Consider the following 17,966-nt stretch of genomic DNA (forward strand, 5'->3'; position numbering starts at 1 on the left):
GCTTGATGAAACGATGATTGGTTGCGTATGTCCGAGATTGCTTTGAACGTTCTGCCTGTTTTTATCCTTATATTTTTAGGCTGGGGCGTTGTTCGTATCGGATATCTCAGTCCAAGCGTCGGCGATGGTCTCGGAGACTTTGTGTTTCGTATTGCTGTGCCGGTGTTGCTGTTCGGCACGATTGCGCAAGCGAATTTCCAGTCCGGCTCCCCATGGTTGTTGTGGGTGGCCTATTTTGGTGGTGTGGCTGTTACCTGGGCTCTGGGTGAATTGATTGCCACCCGTCTGTTCAAGCGTGATGCGCGCATCGGCGTTCTTGCAGGCGTATCATCCTCGTTTGCCAACAACATCTTTATTGGTCTTCCGCTGGTCACCAGAGTGGTGGGCGAGGACGGAATTGTTGCGCTGTCGGTTCTGCTCTCCGTGCATCTGCCGGTGATGATGATTGCAGGCACAATTCTGATGGAGCGCGCCGAGCGAAAAGCCACAGGACGGGCGGGGAAGAGTGTGCCTCAGGTAATGCTCGATGTCGGGCGAAACCTGATACGCAATCCCCTGATTATCGGTCTCAGCTGTGGTGCGCTGGTCAATATCAGCGGTTTGCCGTTTGGCGGCACGGTCAAGATCGTCACGGACCAGATCACGGCTGTCGCCGCACCGGCGGCGCTGGTGTCCATCGGCATGGCACTGGTTAAATACGGTGTATCAGGCAATCTGGGGTTGGCAACCGTAACCACGGCATTGAAACTCATTGTGCTGCCCGCGGCTGTGTTCGCTTTCAGTACGGTTGTCGGATTGTCGCCTCAATGGGCAGCGGCGCTTGTCTTGACGGCATCGGTACCAACAGGCGTGAATGCCTGGTTGATTGCCAATCACTTTAATGTGGGGCACGGTTTGGCATCCAGCACCATTACAATGACGACCATGCTGGGCGTGGTCTCCGTTTCCGCATGGACGTATTTTCTAATGTAGACGCTGACGAAAATACCCGGGCAAAGCCTGCCCGGGTTAACACATGATGCCGTTAAAGCGCCGTTCTGTTTTTAATCAGAACGAAAAGCTCTCTAAGGCTTTGCAGGCGTCTGCTCGGGCGCGGGGGCTGGCTGGTCACCTTGTGGGGAGGGTGGAGCGCTGGTGGATTTGCCAGCTTCATCCGGTTCCTGTGTGGTGGCCGCACCGGGTGGTGTGGTTGCTGATTTCGGCTCTTGCGTGGTGACAGGTGCCTGTGCAGGCGCATCGCCGGTGGCTGGAGCGGCGGCGGCTGGGGCCGCAGCGGGCTCAACACCCTCGGCAGGCGCTGCCTGAGCGGCAGCCGGATCGGGCAGGGGCGCCGGTGAGTCCGATTGCGTGCGCAGGAAGGACAGAAGGTTCGCCCGCTCCTCCGGTTTTTTGATGCCGGCGAAACCCATGGCTGTGCCCGGCACATGCTTCTTTGGTGCTTCGATAAAGTAGCTCAAGTGATCGAAGTCCCAGACAACCTTTTGCCCCTGCGAAAATGCGACCATGCCAGCAGAGTAGCTGAAGCCTTCATGCGAGGCGATTGGACGATTGACGACCCCCCATAGGTTAGGCCCTACCTTGTTGGGCCCTCCCTTCTCTACGGTGTGACAGCTCGCACATTTCTTGAAAACACCCTGTCCGGCATCGGCATCGGCATTTGCGAGCAGCGGACCGATGGCAACTTCCGCAGCCTCTCCTCCGGCCTCACCAGCAGCTTCTGCCGGGTTCTCCTCGGCGACAATGGCAAAGCCTTCCTTCTCGGGCACCGGTGAATGGAATATGCCCTCGGATGCGATCGAAACCGACATCAGGACAAAAACTGTGCCAAGAAGGGCGCCCGCCCCCATGTTCACATATGAGTTCATGTGCAAACGCTCCCTTACAGCCGTCGCGATTGTCGCCCGGCCCCATCTTGAAATCGCGTGAAACCTATGTCTTTTGGCAGCGCGTGACAACTACGATCATCCCGCAGTTGCCTTTTGCATAATTCTTTAAATCGGAATCGGTTTAAAGAAGAATTATGCAGCAGATATAAAGTGCTACAGCGTCCTTTGTGCGTGGTGTTTGACGCGCGGCGCTGTAGCCAGCACTTGACACTTTTTTTGCCAGCTTTTGAAGGAAAAAGCATGATCGAGCAGCATTTTAGCAAAAGGTTGGTGCTGATCCCCGCTCGCCTGGCCTCCACCCGTCTTCCGGGCAAGCCTTTGGCCGATATTGCGGGCTTGCCGATGATCGTGCAGGTGGCCATGCGCGCCCGCGAGGCTGATGTCGGTCGTGTCGTCGTGGCCGCTGACCATCAGGATATTCTGGATGCTGTCACCGCTGCCGGTTTTGAAGCGGTCATGACTGGCAACCATCATCAGTCCGGTTCGGACCGGATTTTTGAAGCCCTGCGCCAACTGGACCCGGATGGGGAAATTGAAACGATCCTGAACGTGCAAGGCGATCTGCCGACTATTGAGCCTGAGACAATCCGCGCTGCTCTCCGTCCGCTGGGCAATCCAGATACAGATATAGCCACGCTCACGGTGGAAATCGCCGATGATGCCGACAGGATGAACCCCAATGTGGTGAAGGTGGTGGGCACACCGCTGACCGAAAGCCGGTTGCGCGCGCTTTACTTTACCCGTACGACAGCGCCGTTTGGCGACGGGCCTCTCTACCATCATATCGGTCTTTATGCCTATCGGCGCAGCGTACTTGCGCGCTTTGTTGCCCTGCCGCCCTCCACGCTGGAGAAGCGCGAATCGCTGGAGCAGTTGCGCGCGCTGGAAGCGGGGATGCGTATCGACGTGGAAATTGTCGATGGCGTACCGCTTGGCGTAGATACGCCCGACGATCTTGAAAAAGCGCGGGTTATCCTCGCCAAACAGAAAGCCTGACCTTCGCCATGATAGACAAGACGACCAACCGCATTGCCTTTCAAGGTGATTTTGGTGCCAATTCAGACATGGCCTGCCGCGACATGTTTCCTGACATGGAGCCGCTGCCCTGCCAGACGTTTGAAGATGCCTTCGTGGCGTTACAGTCCGGAGAGGCGGATCTGGCGATGATTCCGATCGAAAACACAATTGCAGGCCGGGTCGCTGATATTCACCACCTTCTGCCCGACAGCGGGCTGTATATTATCGGTGAATATTTCATGCCGATCCGGTTTCAACTGATGGTGCTGCCGGGCGTCACAGCGGATGAGATCAGGACGGTTCACAGCCATATCCATGCGCTGGGCCAGTGCCGGAAGATCGTGCGGGCCAATGGCTGGAAGGCTGTTGTGGCCGGTGACACCGCCGGGGCCGCCAAGCTGGTAAGCGAGACCGGAAACCCCAGCATGGCCGCCCTGGCACCGCGTCTGGCCGCAGACCTCTACGGTCTCAGTATTCTGGCCGAAAATGTTGAGGATATGGAAAGCAATGTAACGCGCTTTGTCGTTCTGGCGCGCACTGCTGTGCCGATGGCACGTCAGCAGCCGGACGACGTGATTGTAACAACGTTCGTCTTCAATGTGCGCAACATTCCAGCAGCGCTCTACAAGGCACTGGGCGGCTTTGCGACCAATGGCATCAACATGACCAAGCTGGAAAGCTACCAGATCGGCGGCAAGTTCATCGCTACCCAGTTCTACGCCGATGTGGAGGGGCACCCGGAGGATGAAAATTTGCGCCGCGCGCTGGAGGAACTTGCCTTCTTTTCCGAGAAGGTTCGTATACTCGGGACATATTATGCTCACCCGATGCGAAAAAATTTAGCCAACTAGGTCGCCACATCGTGCGCTGGCCCATGGCTGTTGCTGCAGCAACAGACAGGGGCATCTCCGCACAGATGGCGGCTTATCCGGCACCACGGAGATTGGATTTGGATTCAGAGACAGCAGTCTGCTGCATCAAGTTGCCTGCAACGGAATTTTTTTCAGGGAAGGCTCATGCGGAGAATTTGAAGTTTCCGCATGATTTTCGTGATCACTCATGCGGATGTGCGATTCTTTCCATTGCAAGAAGATCTCGCCAAGTCTGTCCTTTATCCTCTTTTCCAGATCGTTGGCTTCTTGGATTTTGTCGTGAACGTTGGACACGTGACTTAAATCCTGGGTCTGACTAAGTTTCATGCACGCATAGTGCAGACTTTTTAGTGCTTGCACCAACGAATCGATGACCTCGCACCATGTTTCAAATTCAGCAGCAGGGAGTTTCAACGCACGCCAGAAGAAAGCGAACCCGTGTTCGTAGGCGTATTTACGGATAATGATGACCGGCAGTTCGCGAACCGCGACTGCTAGATTTGAAATCCTCAGGCCGTTCCGTTGTTCAACATGAGCATTAACGATAGTGCAGACCGCATCCACGAGTGGATTGCGATCACGAATAAAGCAGGCTTCAAAAAAAGCGCTGATATCGTCTGGGTTTGGACTTTGAGCCGTGGCGTTATCGAAAACATAGCCTCCGCCAACCGTTGGCTGCATAATCGCATGCGCAACCTTGTTCCGAGCAATTACACCTTCCCAGCGAAAATCGGGGTCATGCACGAACCATGTGTCCGGATCGGTTGTTGTGCGGAGCATAAGGAAATGGGGAAATGGGTTCTGGTTGAACTTGTTTTCACGTTCCGGCAGGTGGAACATGTCCAGCATAACCATGACAGAAACTGATTCCGATCGATTGTCTACGAGCTCTATCAGTGTCTCAAGATTCTCTGTCTTAGAGCGGTGTGGATCGTACCATTGATGAATAGGAACCTTATAAAGACGAGTGAACCAATCACGGAAAAAATCCTGCGTTATGTCTGGTGAATGATACTGCAGCCCAAACTGGTCGCTGATAGCGAATTTGGCATCCCAGACACCAAAATAGAAAGGGCGATGGTCTATGCCGAATTTCTTGAGACCGTCACATAAGCAACTGATGAAGCAATGGACTTTAAGATCGTAGTAAGCTTCACCGTGCACACCTTCATCCACAGTTCCGCCTGTCAAAGCAAAATCAGGTAGTTTCGTTCTGGGCGCGAATAACGCAATCAGATCGGACACTGTATTGAGGTCTTGCTCCGCGATGGCCTGTTCAGGCATCGATAGTCCGTATTCTAGCTCAAGATTCAGAAATACTTCCAGAAGTAGGACGGAATCGAGATAGAGATCTTCATTAAGACGCGCGTTGAGAGAGAACCCATCCATATGAACATTGTTCATGGTTGTGCTGAGTATCGTGCGCACAGCGTCATATATTTCGGAAGGATTCATAGGGTGGCTCCAGTCGATCGTTTGATCAGTTTGCCTGCCTCATATTGTGCAGCGATATCTCGACGATTGATTTTTCCATTTGCCTGACGTGGGATTTCTTCGACCTGCACCAGGTCCGATGGCAATTGATGGCTGGCGAGGTGGTTGCTGCACCAATCACGAATATTTTTTGGGGGAACCGATTGACTTGCACTGTACAGCAGCACGACCCGTTCGCCGGCAAACTGGTCAGATTTGCGAAAGGCAACAGCATCCCGGATTGTTGCCATGGCCATCACCGTATCCTCGACATCTTTTGGATACACGTTCAAGCCTGAAACATTGATCATGTCGTCCATACGCGACATGAAAACCAGCATGCCATCTGCGCGTTGGTAACCAAGATCACGGGTGTTGATGGCACGGCCGTCTCTGGACTGGATGATGATTTCGCTTGCGGTTTCCCGGCTGTTCCCGGTTATTGCCGCATGGTGCGGCAATACGAAACCCATCTCGTCAGACGCGCGAACATCTGGGTTGATAGCGATACAACCGGTTTCCGAGCAGCCATACTGCTGAAACATGTGCTGACTTTTGTCGCGGATGCGGGCAAACCAGGGCTCGGGTAGAAGGGTGCCCGAGGTCATGGTCGCGTACAGTTTTTCGTCCTCCGGCAGTAACCGAGATAAAGTATGCAGGATGGCTGGTGAAGAGTACAGCAGGGGGCGCTCGGTGTCGCGAAGGATGGCAAGAAGATGTTTTGGATTTCCGGTGTCCACAAGGGTTGGCACCTGCCCTCGTGCTAATGCTACAAGTATGCCGCAGATCAACCCGTAGGAATGGGTCGTCGGGCATGCGATAACAGGCGTCATCGTGTCCGGCTCACGAAAGGTTTTAACGTAAGTCTCGACTTCGCAGTCTATTTCGGTCCAGTCTCTCGCGATGCATTTTGCCGCACCCGTCGTACCTGAACTCATCTGCAAAAGTTGTCCGGTAGAAGAAGGGCTCTCCGAAGGGATCAGTTTTTCCTCTGGATAGTTGCGGTAGATTAGCCGCTCGCATTGCGCCGTTTCGGCAAGTCTCCGTGCCGCTGAATAGGGAGTACTTGGGTGAATCGGTAAAACACTGGCACCGCTCTTGCGGATAGCGAAGAAAAGAGACAGCCATTCGATGGTACTGCCGAAACATAGGGCATAGCGGCGCTTGACGTCTGTGTCCAAGCCGAGTTGCGAAGACATGCGATTGCCCAAGTCTTGAATTGAAGCGCGGTCGTATAGCTGCCCGTCAATGTGGATCATGAGTGTCCCTTATTGTTTGCGGCGTTAGTGACAGATCGTTTGGGATCCTGTGGTGGTACTCAGGTTTGTCTGCAAGAAGCTTTCGGGTGAGAAGGGATTCCGTCGCGATGGTATCGCTTTCGGTGTCAAGAAGTGCTTGGCGCGCGTGCATTTCGTGTGTATCGGCGTAGTTTGTCAGCAAACCTCGAGCCCTTGCCCAAAAATCACATTCGGAAAAATCATAGCTGGTATGGAGCAAATGAGAGACTTCGGTAAGGTTGAACACAAACAGGGTGTCCATCACCAGTTCGCGCAATGGTTCAACACTTTCGACCCAGTAATATTGGTCAGGCTGGGCATTCCGATAGATTGGGTTCAGCGACTGAAAATCCGGTGCATCCTGCGGTCTCCGTAAAAAAGCATAGGAAAATTCTACGCTCTCGTGCAAATCTCTAAGGATGATACGGACCGGCCAACCGTTTTTGTGAACGAGTAGGACGTTCTGACCGTGGGCTTCGACGGCAATACCATGAAACACCAAAAGGTGCCAAATGGGCAGAATGACGATCTCCAGCAATCTGCTGGTCCAGTCTTCAAGGCCGAACCGTTCAATCCACTCTGAGACGAACGGCTTTCCATCAGCCTCAATCATCATAGTCGCATTAAGAGGAATCAGCGCCTCCTCAGGCAACAAGGTGGCTTCGGCGTTCTCTCGCCATAGTGCGCCGATTTGCCCTGCAAGCGGTCCCTCTGGATCGGCAATAATTCCCGCGTATTCTTTTAATATTGTCAGAGGGTAAGTATCGGTAAACAGTGCATCTCCTGCAACAACACCGGAGATCCAGTGAGACAACGCCGGTGCCGTACAAACCGAATGGGGTTCGAGCGTTCGTCGTGAGGAGGTATTTATAATATTAAGGGGTAGTTTAATGCTGGATGCGCCTGTCCGGTCTATACTGAACAAAGAGCGCACCGACTGCGTGGCGATATAGCTATCCCCAAACAGTCCAAGATAATGAAGCTCACCGGCTGTGATCCAAGGGACCAATTCATGGTCACGCAGCGTTTTCCACTGCCAAGGGTGCATCGGTACATAACCAAAATCGTCGAGGCTTAGCTTAAAAGCGATTCGCCGTTGTTCAAGAGCGACCCAAGCATTGTCGCCTAATTCATTGCGCCAAAACGGCTCGTCCGCCATGGGAAGGTTTTGGGAAAGATGCTTTCGCGCAATCAGAAGCCAAACCAACTGAAAAGGTCGACCTGACTCCGGGCTATACAGTATATGATCGATAGTTGAAAAACCCAGGCGTGCCCGATAGCAAGGATGATAAGGATGCCCCTCATCCAATGCACCGTCCAGTTCGCGAAAAGCCATACGCCTGCGATTTTTAGCTGGTAAATTTTGCTGGTTCCAATTGGAGAATGCGACCGTCTGTTGCAGTTCGTGCAACAATTTGCCTCGGTTGATGCCATTGCCCGGTAGGAAAGGAACAATGTCCCCAAGCGATGCAAGCTCCCAGGTGCCGTTTGATCGACGGACCTTGATCGATTGCGGCGCAACACGCACCCGACCAAATACACCGATCTTGCACAGCCCACAAAAATCGTTGCCCCCAAGCGACCACCGCAAGTGCGGTACGCCATCAATCAGCTCTTCTATTGCCTGCACAATACCTTCGAACAACAGCGCTGATATCAGTTGTCGCAGGACACGGTCACTAGAAAACGCCGTTTCTTCAAGAGGCAATGACATTGTTTGTCCTCGTGACAGCAATCGCGCCGGGGTCCATGAGGGGATTGCGAATGGCGTGATACAGGGATTGCGCTCCATTGTTTTGCAACTCGTCGACATCGTGAAGACGGGTTGTCAAATTGGCCTTGGATGCGATCGTTGGTAGATCGAGGATGTGGCGTATGAAGTCTCTTCCGGCGCCCGACATCGTTCCAGCGGCTGCATGCAGATGACTGCGAAGGATTTGAAGCAGAACGGTTTCATTGCAAAGCCGATCATGCCCCATGCGACTTATGATCGAGAAAACCTGGTTAACGATTAGATAATAGGCGAAGCAGTCCCGTATTTCGGCGTCTTCGTAGAAGAGCGCGTCTTGGTGATGGCTTTCGGGAACCATCTTTGTGATCAAGCTGCGATAGGATTTTGACAAATAAAACCCTTCGTTATCCCGGTAGTACCCAACGCTTGGATAACCCGAGGATATATCGATCAGGCTGTTTTGCTGATGAGCTTCCAGAGCTAAACCGAAGTCATCATACAGCCGGATCAGCGGTTCAACTGCACATTGAAGATAACGGTTGAACCATTTGACGCACGTTGCAGCGATATCTTCCGCAGATGCATAAGCAAGTTTATGGATGAGCTGAGAAAGGTAAGACAGTGCGCCAGGGAGGGGGGCGGCCGCTAGTGCTGCGGTTGTTACAATACCATCGCCGCGAGTTCCCCGAAACGGATTCTCCCTGAATATAATTTCAAAACCGCTTTCCTCGCGTCCAGGCAGATCGAGTGTGATGTAAGCGGGGTCTTGAATGATACGGAACGTTCCGCTTGTACTCGTAAGGCCGATACTCTGCACGAGCTTGGCCATGACGATGCCAGCTTCAAGCTCATGGCGGCGGTTGATACGAATGGAGTTGGTAATCCTGACCGGCAATGAGAACTTCAGCATCCATTCAGCATCTGAGTTGAAGACCGTTCGGACCGATGATGTTGCTGTAAATGTACTGCCGGCTGGCCCCAGATGACGCAGATCACCCTTCTCCAGTAAAGTGATGATATCAGGATCCATCAACACCGCTTCCGCCTGGAGCGGATGCAGTGGTATCAGGACCTCTCCCGGGCCGATGATGAGATTGTGCTGAGCTTCACCGAGCATTTGCCGAATAGCGTCGCTGGCTGAAACGGTGTTTGCAGAGGCTTGCCTCACAATGGATTGATGCGCGGCGAAATACTGAAGTTGAAACGTCCCGCCAAGTTCAGGTGCATATCGCTGCTGGTGCCAGAATGCCATGCCTTGCCGGCTCTTTGGGGTCGGATGTTGCCAGTGGCCATAAATCAGAGACTGCTCTGCTTGGATAAAGTTATCAGGAGCTATCGGTGTCCGAATGGCTGTTTCAATATAGGTCGCCATCAATTGATAGCTATCGATAATTCGTGCGAGAAGCTCAACCTCGCGGACACGCACAGCCTCCAGGTGCCCGCCTTCCGTTTGCGTATAGGCATAACGAACCAAAGCGATGACAGCCGTTAACGGCGGGACGGGTTCCCAGACAACATCAGTACTCAGCCGTGACCATATCCTGCCAAAGTGCTGTGGTCCGCACACGGATGTTGATATTAATTCAGCTCGTATGAAAAGTTTTTGGAAACCGATCGACCATTCGACTGCCGAAACACTTTCGCCATGAATGTGATGGTTAACGCGTACTCCTGTATCAAACTCGTTCATGAAGGAGGCGGCAAAGCAGGAAAATGTGACGTGCTCGGCCACCCAGCTAGCTGGCTTTGTTGTTTCACTCATGCCCGCTGAAGTCCCTGCGACCACCCAAACTTGCGCATAAACGTCTTTTCCATACTTATCTACCCTAGATTGCACGCCATCGAACGCTAATGTCGCTGCTGAAGTTGGCATCGCATAGATACTAGTGTTAGAAATACAACATTTAAAACTTAATGAAAAGATACTAATGTTTAAACTTGAATGTTGTGCACGGCAATAATATCCCTCAGCAGTTGCTAATTTCAGGGGGTAGACGTGTTGATTAGGTTTAATGAAAAATTACCATTTGCGACATCTCGGTGTGTTTATGTAGCTTTGGCAGGGGTTTCACTTCTTTCGCTCACCACCGCTTCAGCGCTTGGTCAGGATAAGCGCTCCGAGGTGACTGCGAAGCAAAGTCGCGTTCAACGTGTTGATGCATCTACGCCGACAGTTCTCGACGCTGTCGTTGTTCGAGGCCAATCCAGTGATGGTCAGCCTCCGGCAACGGGAACAATTGGTCAGCCGCCAACGCCTTATGCTGGAGGGCAGGTCGGTTCTGGCGCTCGTCTCGGAATGCTCGGGAACCGGTCCGTGCTTGAAACACCATTCAATATTACGTCTTACACGGAGGAACTCATTCGCAATCAGAATGCGCGCTATGTGTCGGACGTTGTCTTGAACGATCCCTCCGTGCGCAACGACGCATCAACGTTCAGCGAGCGCGATCGCTTCATGATCCGTGGGTTTGAACTCAACGCCGACTACACATTATTTGATGGCCTGGAAAATCTCACCAATTCGCGTCGGGTCTTCACCGAAGGGGTCGAGCGCGTTGAAGTATTGAAGGGGCCGAGTGCTCTCATTTCCGGAGGTCAGGACCGGATCGGCGGTACAATCAATATCGTACCAAAGCGGGCCGCTGACGAACCTCTGACACGACTGACGACGACCTATATGGGTGAGTCGCAGTTTTCACCCCATTTCGATATTGGTCGCCGGTTCGGTGCGGACAATGAGTGGGGTGTTCGTGTCAATGGCTCCTATCGTGGCGGGGATACGGTCCTTGATAATAATGCGAACAAAGTTTTTGTCGGTACGATTGGTCTGGACTATCGCGGTGATCGTCTGCGCGCATCGCTGGATGTGACAACCGACGACCAAAAGGTCGACGCGGCAACGTCACTGTTCAATTATGCCGAACTACCCGCCGGTGTAGCCATTCCCGATGCTCCCAATGGTCGCCGAAATACCGCAAGTCCATTTGAATACTATGATACCAATAACATCATGACGGCAGCGAGAGTGGAATACGACTTGACGGAGGACGTCACCGTCTATGCCGCCGGTGGCGTACGCCGCTACCGGGAAAACTTTGTGGGATCCTACTATAATATCAAGAATATTCTGGGGGATGCGGGCATTATCGTTTCCACCAATCCCCAACAGCACGAAGGATTTTCAGCTGAAGTTGGTTTGAGAGCCAAACTCGAAACCGAAGTTGTCGATCACCAGCTCAATATTGCCTATACACGTGCTGGAACTGAGAATTATCGCACCCAGAAATCTCGAGGCCGCGAGCTGAAATTGCTGACGGAAACGACAAATATCTACAATCCGGCGCAGCTTGATAGCAATAAAATAGACTTTTCTGTTGTGCCGCGAGCGAGCAACGCCTGGCTTTTCAGCAAAGGACGTGAAAGCAGCATTGCTGTGTCGGATACGCTTTCCTTCGACAACGATCGGTATCAACTGACAATCGGTGGTCGTTTCCAAAATATTGAATCGAGCCTTCCGAGCAGAGGTTACAGCTATACGGATAGCCGCTTCAGCCCTGCTATTGCCGGGCTGATCGGCATTACGGACAAGCTTTCCGTTTACGGGAACTACGTCGAAGCCTTGACAGCTGGAGAGACCGTCAACGACGAGCGTGCGATCAACAACGGGGATGTACTTCCGCCTTCTGTCAACAAACAAAAGGAGATTGGGCTCAAGCAGGAGTTTGGTGATTTCGTCTTAACGACCTCACTGTTTGAGATCAGGAGACCCAGTTTACTCTTCGACCGCAATATCAAATTGTACTCGGCCAGTGGTTTGCAGATCAATCGCGGTCTTGAAGTCAATGTGTTTGGCGAACTGACAGACGACCTTCGCCTGCTGGGTGGTGTGACGTTCCTCAATGCGAAGACTGCAAAAACCAGAGACGGCCGATTTGATGGCAATGAAGTCAGTGGTGTCCCGCGTACGGCCATTAATCTCTACGCGGAATATGATGTTGATCAGCTTATATCGGGACTGACCATGACCGGTCGTATGATCCATTCAAGCAGCACGTGGTATGATGCGGCCAACACCCAGAAGGTTAAAGACTGGACCCGGTTCGATGCTGGTTTGCGGTATGTGTTCACAAGTCCTCAAAACAAGCCGGTTGTCTTGAAAGCAAACGTAGAGAATGTCTTCGATAAAGCTTACTGGGCTTCGTCAGCAAGAGACCATCTCATTGGTGGTGCACCAAGAACGTTTATGCTTTCCGCCTCGGTTGATTTTTAAAGCAGCTATTTAAAGACTATAGTGGTTGGTCTCTTAGGAGACCCTAGCGAAATCAGTGGCTGTCCCTTAACATAATGATGTTGAAACGGGGTGCGATTTGAAGGCCCCAAACATCAAGCAAGGGACAGCTTGAACTGCCAATCTGAAATTGGTGTCGCTACTCAGAGCCAAATTACGTAATACGGCTACGGTCCTCAGGATATCGTACGCAACTATGTCGAAGAGAAGCGGGCCTGCTAGCCTATAGTTCTTGATAGACAAAATTGGGCTGACTTTAAGCATGAAAGAAGCGTCGCATGGCGTATCACGTCAGTTCACCGAAGCTGCGTTCGAGATCGCCAACGCCTAGATCGGTGTCCGCCGCATATATCTCGCACGGCGGTCTTAACCTTTATCGACTAAGACCCATAACCTACAGCAGAACTGCGACAGCGCGAGAAGAGGTACGACCAAACGTTCACCTTAGACGCGCGTCGCGATCAGCCGGCGTCAGCTTAGCAGATGATTGTGCGTGCGATCGCAACCGACGCCCGTTCGCCTAGGTCTGGTCTAAGAAGCAATTTGCTGAACAAGGTCTTCCGTTACGGTGCCGAGCGTCGAGCGGTTTCGGCCGTTCGCTTTCGATAGATACAGCGCGGAATCGGCGGCTTCGATGATGGCTTTGGCGGGGACCACGCCGATGGGAGCATGTGCTGCCCCTACACTCACGGTCACGTGGGGGCCAACTGAACTGTCTGGATGGGCAATTGTTGCGTTCAGTACGGACAGCCGGATACGCTCCGCCGCTGCCATGATCTGGTTGTCATCACTTGTTTCCATCAGAATCATGAATTCTTCTCCGCCATACCGGTAGGCACGATCGGTCCCGCTACGAAGGGTCTCGGTCAGTGCCCGGCTAACCGCCCGCAGACATTCATCACCCGCCTGATGCCCGCTCCGGTCGTTGAAGTTCTTGAAGTGATCAATATCAAGAATGATAACCCCCAAATGGTAGGGCTTGCCCATGCCTGCACTGACGCGGCGTTGCAGCCGTAACAAATCCTCTTCAAGACCCCGCCGGTTAAAAAGATCGGTCAGCGCGTCGTGGACGCTGGCGGATTTCAATTCCTGATTCCGCATGTTTTGCAGGCGTGCAAGCAGGAAGTTCGTACGGTACTCACGCTCAAGATTATGGGCTGCAAACAGGGTGAATATGATTCCCGCAATATACAGGAACGCTAATGCGATAACCCGAGGAATATCAGCCATGGAACTGTAATAAATGATGATCGCGTAATTGACGGTGAAAATCACCGCTCCCAGAACTGCGGAACGAAACTGGATTCGAACGATCATCGTTGCAAAGAGAATAATCAGCACGAACGAGTTCAAATAGACGTCTTTGAGCGGATTTTGACCGAAAATGATCAACACTCCCACCCCCGATGATAGAACCCATAGATTGAAGACGAGCAGCAATTCGCGCGTCAACGGGCGCGGATGCCTGAGCGCAATGTAGATGGTTGCCAGCATTACCGGGGTAACCACAGCAAACCGCATGAGGAATGCAAGTTGAATGATGTCGGGAAAAATTAAAAAATCGGTGATGATGAACAGATCGAAGAACAGCAGTCCGACGGCAAGTTTGACCGCGTTTGAGCGTCCCCGTTCCTCGGAGGTTTCAGTCTCGAAATGATCTTCCAGCGACTGGGAAAATCGCATACGCGGAAAACCCGATGCCAGTTCTGCTTCGATCCCTTCAGGCGTAATGGCAGTGTCGACACTGGTCGCAGATGAGCCGGGCATAAAAAATTACCGTTGAACAATGTATGATCAATATTCCTTAATTATTGACCATACATTAAAGAAATAGACAACGGTCAATTTCCCCATTCCAGCCAGTCCCGCATCAAGCGGTGTGCAATGGCACCTTTCGGCGGGGATACAGTCAAGGTGCCATCCGTGCCCACACCCGTGGCGCGCTCCAGCATCTCTGCGGTTTCAGCGCGGGTAAACCAGCGGCAGTCCTCAAGTTCCTGCGCGTCACGCGTAATCTCTCGCGACTGTGCTTCGGCAAAACAGCCGATCATGAGGGTATGGGGCATGGGCCATGGCTGGGAGGCATGATAGCGCACGCGACCGACACGGATGCCCGATTCCTCAAGCGTCTCGCGCCGTACGGCGTTTTCCACGGTTTCGCCCGGTTCCAGAAACCCGGCAAGGCAAGAATACATGCCTTCGGGAAAATGTGCGCCACGCCCAAGCAGGCATAGATCGCGCTCCAGATCGATCGTCAGCATGATGACGACCGGATCGGTGCGTGGAAACATCTGATGATCGCAGGCCGAGCAGATGCGCCGGTAACCGCCGCCCTTGGCAATGGTGGGTGCGCCGCACTTGCCACAGAACCGATTGGCCGCATTCCAGGACAGCAGGCTTGAGGCTTGCGCCACCTCGCCCAAAAGCGAATCCGGCACCATGCGCTGCTGGTAAAGGGAACGGACGGTGGCAACCTTGAAGGGTTCTGGAAGATTTTCAGGGGCTATTTGCACGGGCACAGCCATATGCGGCGCGCCATTGCGGTCGAAGCCCAGCAGAATGCTATCGTCCAGCACAGGATCAAGGCCCGCCAGTTCATAGGGCGCAAACAATGGATCGACCACCTGCTCGTCATGCTTGACGATGATGCCGCCGCTGGAAAAGGCGTAGGCATGGACGCCCTCCGTTTTGAAGGCGACCTCCAGACAATCGTCGGCGCGGTGTTCGGACTGGCGGTCCAGATGATTTTCCGCAAAGGCAACAAGGGTGCTTGGCTCGGGATGCGGGCCGGTGTGGTCGAAAATGGAAGAGGTCATTTAAAGCGTGTCCATAATACGGTCGATGAACTGCGCGCGCCGGTCATCATCCCAAGGTTCAGCCTGCCCAAAACCCCAGACAGGCCCCGGCCAGTTGTCGTCGCCCGGGTCCCGCGCGATGATGTGCATATGGAATTGCGGCACACGGTTTCCCAGCGCTCCAATATTGATCTTCTTGGCTCCCGTCACTTTTTTCAGCGCGCTGGCAGCCATGCAGGTCTCAAAGGTCAGCATGGTCTGGTCAAGGGGCGACAACTCGAAGACCTCGGTGATCGAAGGACGTTTGGGCACCAGCAGCAACCAGGGCCAGCGGCTGTCGTTGATCAGGCGCAGTGCGCACAGGCCCAGGGTGGTGATCGGCGTGCTGTCGCGCGCAAGCGTCGGGTCCAGAACGAAGTCAGTCACGCGTGAAACCTCTTTGATCAGGGAAGTGCCTCTTTTTCATTCTGGCGCAAAAGCAGGTGTATGGATAGGCGGAAATTTTCCAAACGCCGTCTTGCATTCTTCGCGCAAATTTCCGATATGGAAGCCGGGAGGTTGGTGGTGGACGAGCCACTCGCCAACCGGGTCAGGTCCGGAAGGAAGCAGCCCTAACGAGCCCGGCACGGGTCATCGTGCCAGCCTCCCACCTTTTCGTGCGCCGTTCAACGGCGCCGAATTCCCCTGCTGCGCGGCAGCGTGGTCCTGTTGGACATATCGGGCAAACAGAGGGAATCATGAGCGACGATACAACAGCCATTTCCAGCGATACCAAGCCCGCCGCCTACCGTGTGCTGGCGCGCAAATACCGTCCCAAGGACTTTTCCGACCTGATGGTTGGGCAAGAGCCGATGGTGCGTACGCTGACAAACGCGTTCGATACCGGGCGCATTGCGCAGGCCTACATGCTGACCGGTGTGCGCGGTGTGGGCAAAACCACGACGGCGCGCATTCTGGCGCGCGCACTGAATTACAAAACAGCGGAGATCGACCGGCCGACCATTGATCTGCGTATTCCCGGCGAACATTGCCAGGCTATCATGGAAGGTCGCCATGTCGACGTGATCGAGATGGATGCGGCATCGCATACCGGCATTGACGATATTCGCGAGATCATCGAACAGGTGCGCTACCGCCCTGTATCGGCGCGTTACAAAGTCTATATTATCGACGAAGTGCACATGCTCTCCACGCAGGCATTCAACGGTCTGCTGAAAACGCTGGAAGAGCCGCCCGAGCACGTCAAATTCATTTTCGCCACGACGGAAATCCGCAAGGTCCCGATCACCGTGTTGTCGCGCTGTCAGCGGTTCGATCTGCGCCGTATTGGAGCGTCTGATCTGGTGGGATTGTTCACCACCATTCTGGGCAAGGAAGGCATTCAGGCCGAAGCTGACGCGCTGGCGATGATTGCCCGTGCCGCCGAAGGCTCGGCGCGCGACGGTCTATCCCTGCTCGATCAGGCCATTGCCCATGGCGGCGGTATTGTCGAGGTGGAAGCGGTGCGCTCCATGCTGGGGCTGGCTGATCGTGCGCGCATTGTCGATCTTTTTGCCCATATAGTGCAAGGGAATGTGGCGGCGGCGCTGGATGAATTTGCCGCGCAGTATGAGGCCGGTGCCAGCCCCTCGGTGGTGCTGACCGACCTTGCCGACTTCACCCACCTTGTCACCCGGCTGAAATATGTGCCGGATGCTTCGGGCGACCAGTCGCTGAGCGAAGTGGAGCGCATTCGCGGTGGCGAGTTTGCCACGGGCGTTGCGGTCACCACGCTGTCGCGAATCTGGCAGATGCTGTTGAAGGGCATTACCGAAACGGAAAATTCGTCCCGGCCAGCCGGGGCCGCTGAAATGGTGCTGATACGCCTCGCCCATGCTGCCCATCTGCCGTCGCCGGAGGATGCTGCCCGCAAGCTAATGGAGTTTGCCGGGGAAACCCCGCAGCGCCCTGTGTCTACAGCGCCTGCTATTGGAAATGGGAACGGGTCTGCCCCTGTCAGTCAAACCCTCACCGCACGCGGTATGGATGTGCCGCAGGCACGGCCATCCGGCAACGGCGCGACCATGCTGCGTGCTGTTCCGGTTGAAGCACCTGATGTGCAGCCATCCCCCGTGCCGCTGGGACAGGTGGATGCGCAGCCGGACGCAAAGCCGCAGCCGAAAGTTAATGTTTCAACGCTTCAGGATATTGTCGATCTCTGCTCGAAGAACCGCGATGCGAAGTTGAAGGCGCTGGTGCGCGGCTTCGTGCGGCTGGTTAATCTGGAGCAGGGCCGTCTTGAGATGAGCCTGTCGGACGATGCACCGCGCTCGCTCGTGGGCGATCTGCAACGCCGGTTGGAAGAGTGGACAGCCGAGCGCTGGATGGTCATCGTCAGCCGTGAGCAGGGCGAAGCCACGCTGGTAGAGGCCGAAACGCAGGCACAGGCCCAGCGCGTGGTGGATGCCCGCGCCGACCCGGATGTTGCGGCGATTCTGGCGATGTTTCCCGGTGCCAAAATCACCGATGTCCGCATTAAGGCGCCTGCACTGGAAGAGGCAGAGCCTGTCGCGGCATCGACCGCAGAATCGGAAGAAGGCGATATACTTCCCGGCGACGACATCGAATTTTAAACAAGGAGACGGCG

13 protein-coding genes and 1 other RNA gene are annotated in these 17,966 nt (G+C 54.0%); 6 read left to right on the top strand and 8 right to left on the bottom strand.

Features of this window, described 5'->3' with window-relative positions; translation table 11 throughout:
- Positions 1–27: 27 nt before the first annotated feature.
- A complete protein-coding gene (locus tag IFT84_RS12705; RefSeq protein ID WP_192119910.1) occupies positions 28–972 on the top strand; it encodes an AEC family transporter in 945 nt (314 codons plus the stop codon).
- Between the two features lie 92 nt (positions 973–1,064).
- Here IFT84_RS12705 and IFT84_RS12710 read toward each other — a convergent pair whose 3' ends face one another.
- Positions 1,065–1,865: a c-type cytochrome gene (locus tag IFT84_RS12710; RefSeq protein ID WP_192119912.1), complete on the bottom strand. Its 801-nt coding sequence runs from the start codon at positions 1,863–1,865 to the stop codon at positions 1,065–1,067.
- A gap of 261 nt (positions 1,866–2,126) precedes the next feature.
- On the opposite strand from IFT84_RS12710, the gene IFT84_RS12715 reads away from it, so the two are divergent.
- On the top strand, positions 2,127–2,882 hold the full coding sequence (locus tag IFT84_RS12715) for a 3-deoxy-manno-octulosonate cytidylyltransferase (protein ID WP_192119914.1): 756 nt from the start codon (positions 2,127–2,129) through the stop codon (positions 2,880–2,882).
- Positions 2,883–2,893: 11 nt separating this feature from the next.
- Entirely contained in the window at positions 2,894–3,754 is an 861-nt protein-coding gene (locus tag IFT84_RS12720; RefSeq protein WP_192120395.1) for a prephenate dehydratase, read from the top strand.
- Between the two features lie 126 nt (positions 3,755–3,880).
- Here IFT84_RS12720 and IFT84_RS12725 read toward each other — a convergent pair whose 3' ends face one another.
- The 4 genes from IFT84_RS12725 to IFT84_RS12740 are packed head-to-tail and all read right to left on the bottom strand — an operon-like array spanning position 3,881 to position 10,019.
- Entirely contained in the window at positions 3,881–5,230 is a 1,350-nt protein-coding gene (locus tag IFT84_RS12725) for a DUF6005 family protein (protein WP_192119916.1), read from the bottom strand.
- Positions 5,227–6,507, bottom strand: coding sequence for an AMP-binding protein (locus IFT84_RS12730; RefSeq protein ID WP_192119918.1), 1,281 nt, complete (start codon positions 6,505–6,507; stop codon positions 5,227–5,229). The genes IFT84_RS12725 and IFT84_RS12730 overlap by 4 nt, the downstream gene beginning before the upstream one ends.
- A complete protein-coding gene (locus IFT84_RS12735) occupies positions 6,494–8,239 on the bottom strand; it encodes an IucA/IucC family protein (RefSeq protein ID WP_192119920.1) in 1,746 nt (581 codons plus the stop codon). The genes IFT84_RS12730 and IFT84_RS12735 overlap by 14 nt, the downstream gene beginning before the upstream one ends.
- Positions 8,223–10,019, bottom strand: a complete 1,797-nt coding sequence (locus tag IFT84_RS12740; RefSeq protein WP_192119922.1) for an IucA/IucC family protein — start codon at positions 10,017–10,019, stop codon at positions 8,223–8,225. The genes IFT84_RS12735 and IFT84_RS12740 overlap by 17 nt, the downstream gene beginning before the upstream one ends.
- Positions 10,020–10,253: 234 nt before the next feature.
- Here IFT84_RS12740 and IFT84_RS12745 point away from each other — a divergent pair, with 234 nt between their 5' ends.
- A complete protein-coding gene (locus IFT84_RS12745) occupies positions 10,254–12,527 on the top strand; it encodes a TonB-dependent receptor (RefSeq protein ID WP_342212871.1) in 2,274 nt (757 codons plus the stop codon).
- A 549-nt stretch (positions 12,528–13,076) separates the two neighbouring features.
- Here the strand turns inward: IFT84_RS12745 and IFT84_RS12750 are convergent.
- The 3 genes from IFT84_RS12750 to IFT84_RS12760 form a co-directional block, all read right to left on the bottom strand.
- Positions 13,077–14,312: a GGDEF domain-containing protein gene (locus tag IFT84_RS12750; protein WP_192119923.1), complete on the bottom strand. Its 1,236-nt coding sequence runs from the start codon at positions 14,310–14,312 to the stop codon at positions 13,077–13,079.
- A 74-nt stretch (positions 14,313–14,386) separates the two neighbouring features.
- Positions 14,387–15,361 carry an NAD(+) diphosphatase gene (gene nudC / locus IFT84_RS12755; RefSeq protein ID WP_192119926.1) on the bottom strand — a complete coding sequence of 325 codons (975 nt, stop codon included), beginning with the start codon at positions 15,359–15,361 and terminating at the stop codon, positions 14,387–14,389.
- Entirely contained in the window at positions 15,362–15,766 is a 405-nt protein-coding gene (locus IFT84_RS12760) for an HIT domain-containing protein (RefSeq protein WP_192119928.1), read from the bottom strand.
- Between the two features lie 127 nt (positions 15,767–15,893).
- On the opposite strand from IFT84_RS12760, the gene ffs reads away from it, so the two are divergent.
- An RNA gene (ffs, locus tag IFT84_RS12765) (signal recognition particle sRNA small type) lies at positions 15,894–15,990 on the top strand.
- Positions 15,991–16,077: 87 nt separating this feature from the next.
- Complete coding sequence (locus IFT84_RS12770) at positions 16,078–17,952, top strand: DNA polymerase III subunit gamma/tau (RefSeq protein WP_192119930.1); 1,875 nt, start codon at positions 16,078–16,080, stop codon at positions 17,950–17,952.
- Positions 17,953–17,966: the final 14 nt, after the last annotated feature.

The organism is Rhizobium sp. CFBP 8762 (genome assembly GCF_014841565.1).
GTDB lineage: Bacteria > Pseudomonadota > Alphaproteobacteria > Rhizobiales > Rhizobiaceae > CFBP-8762.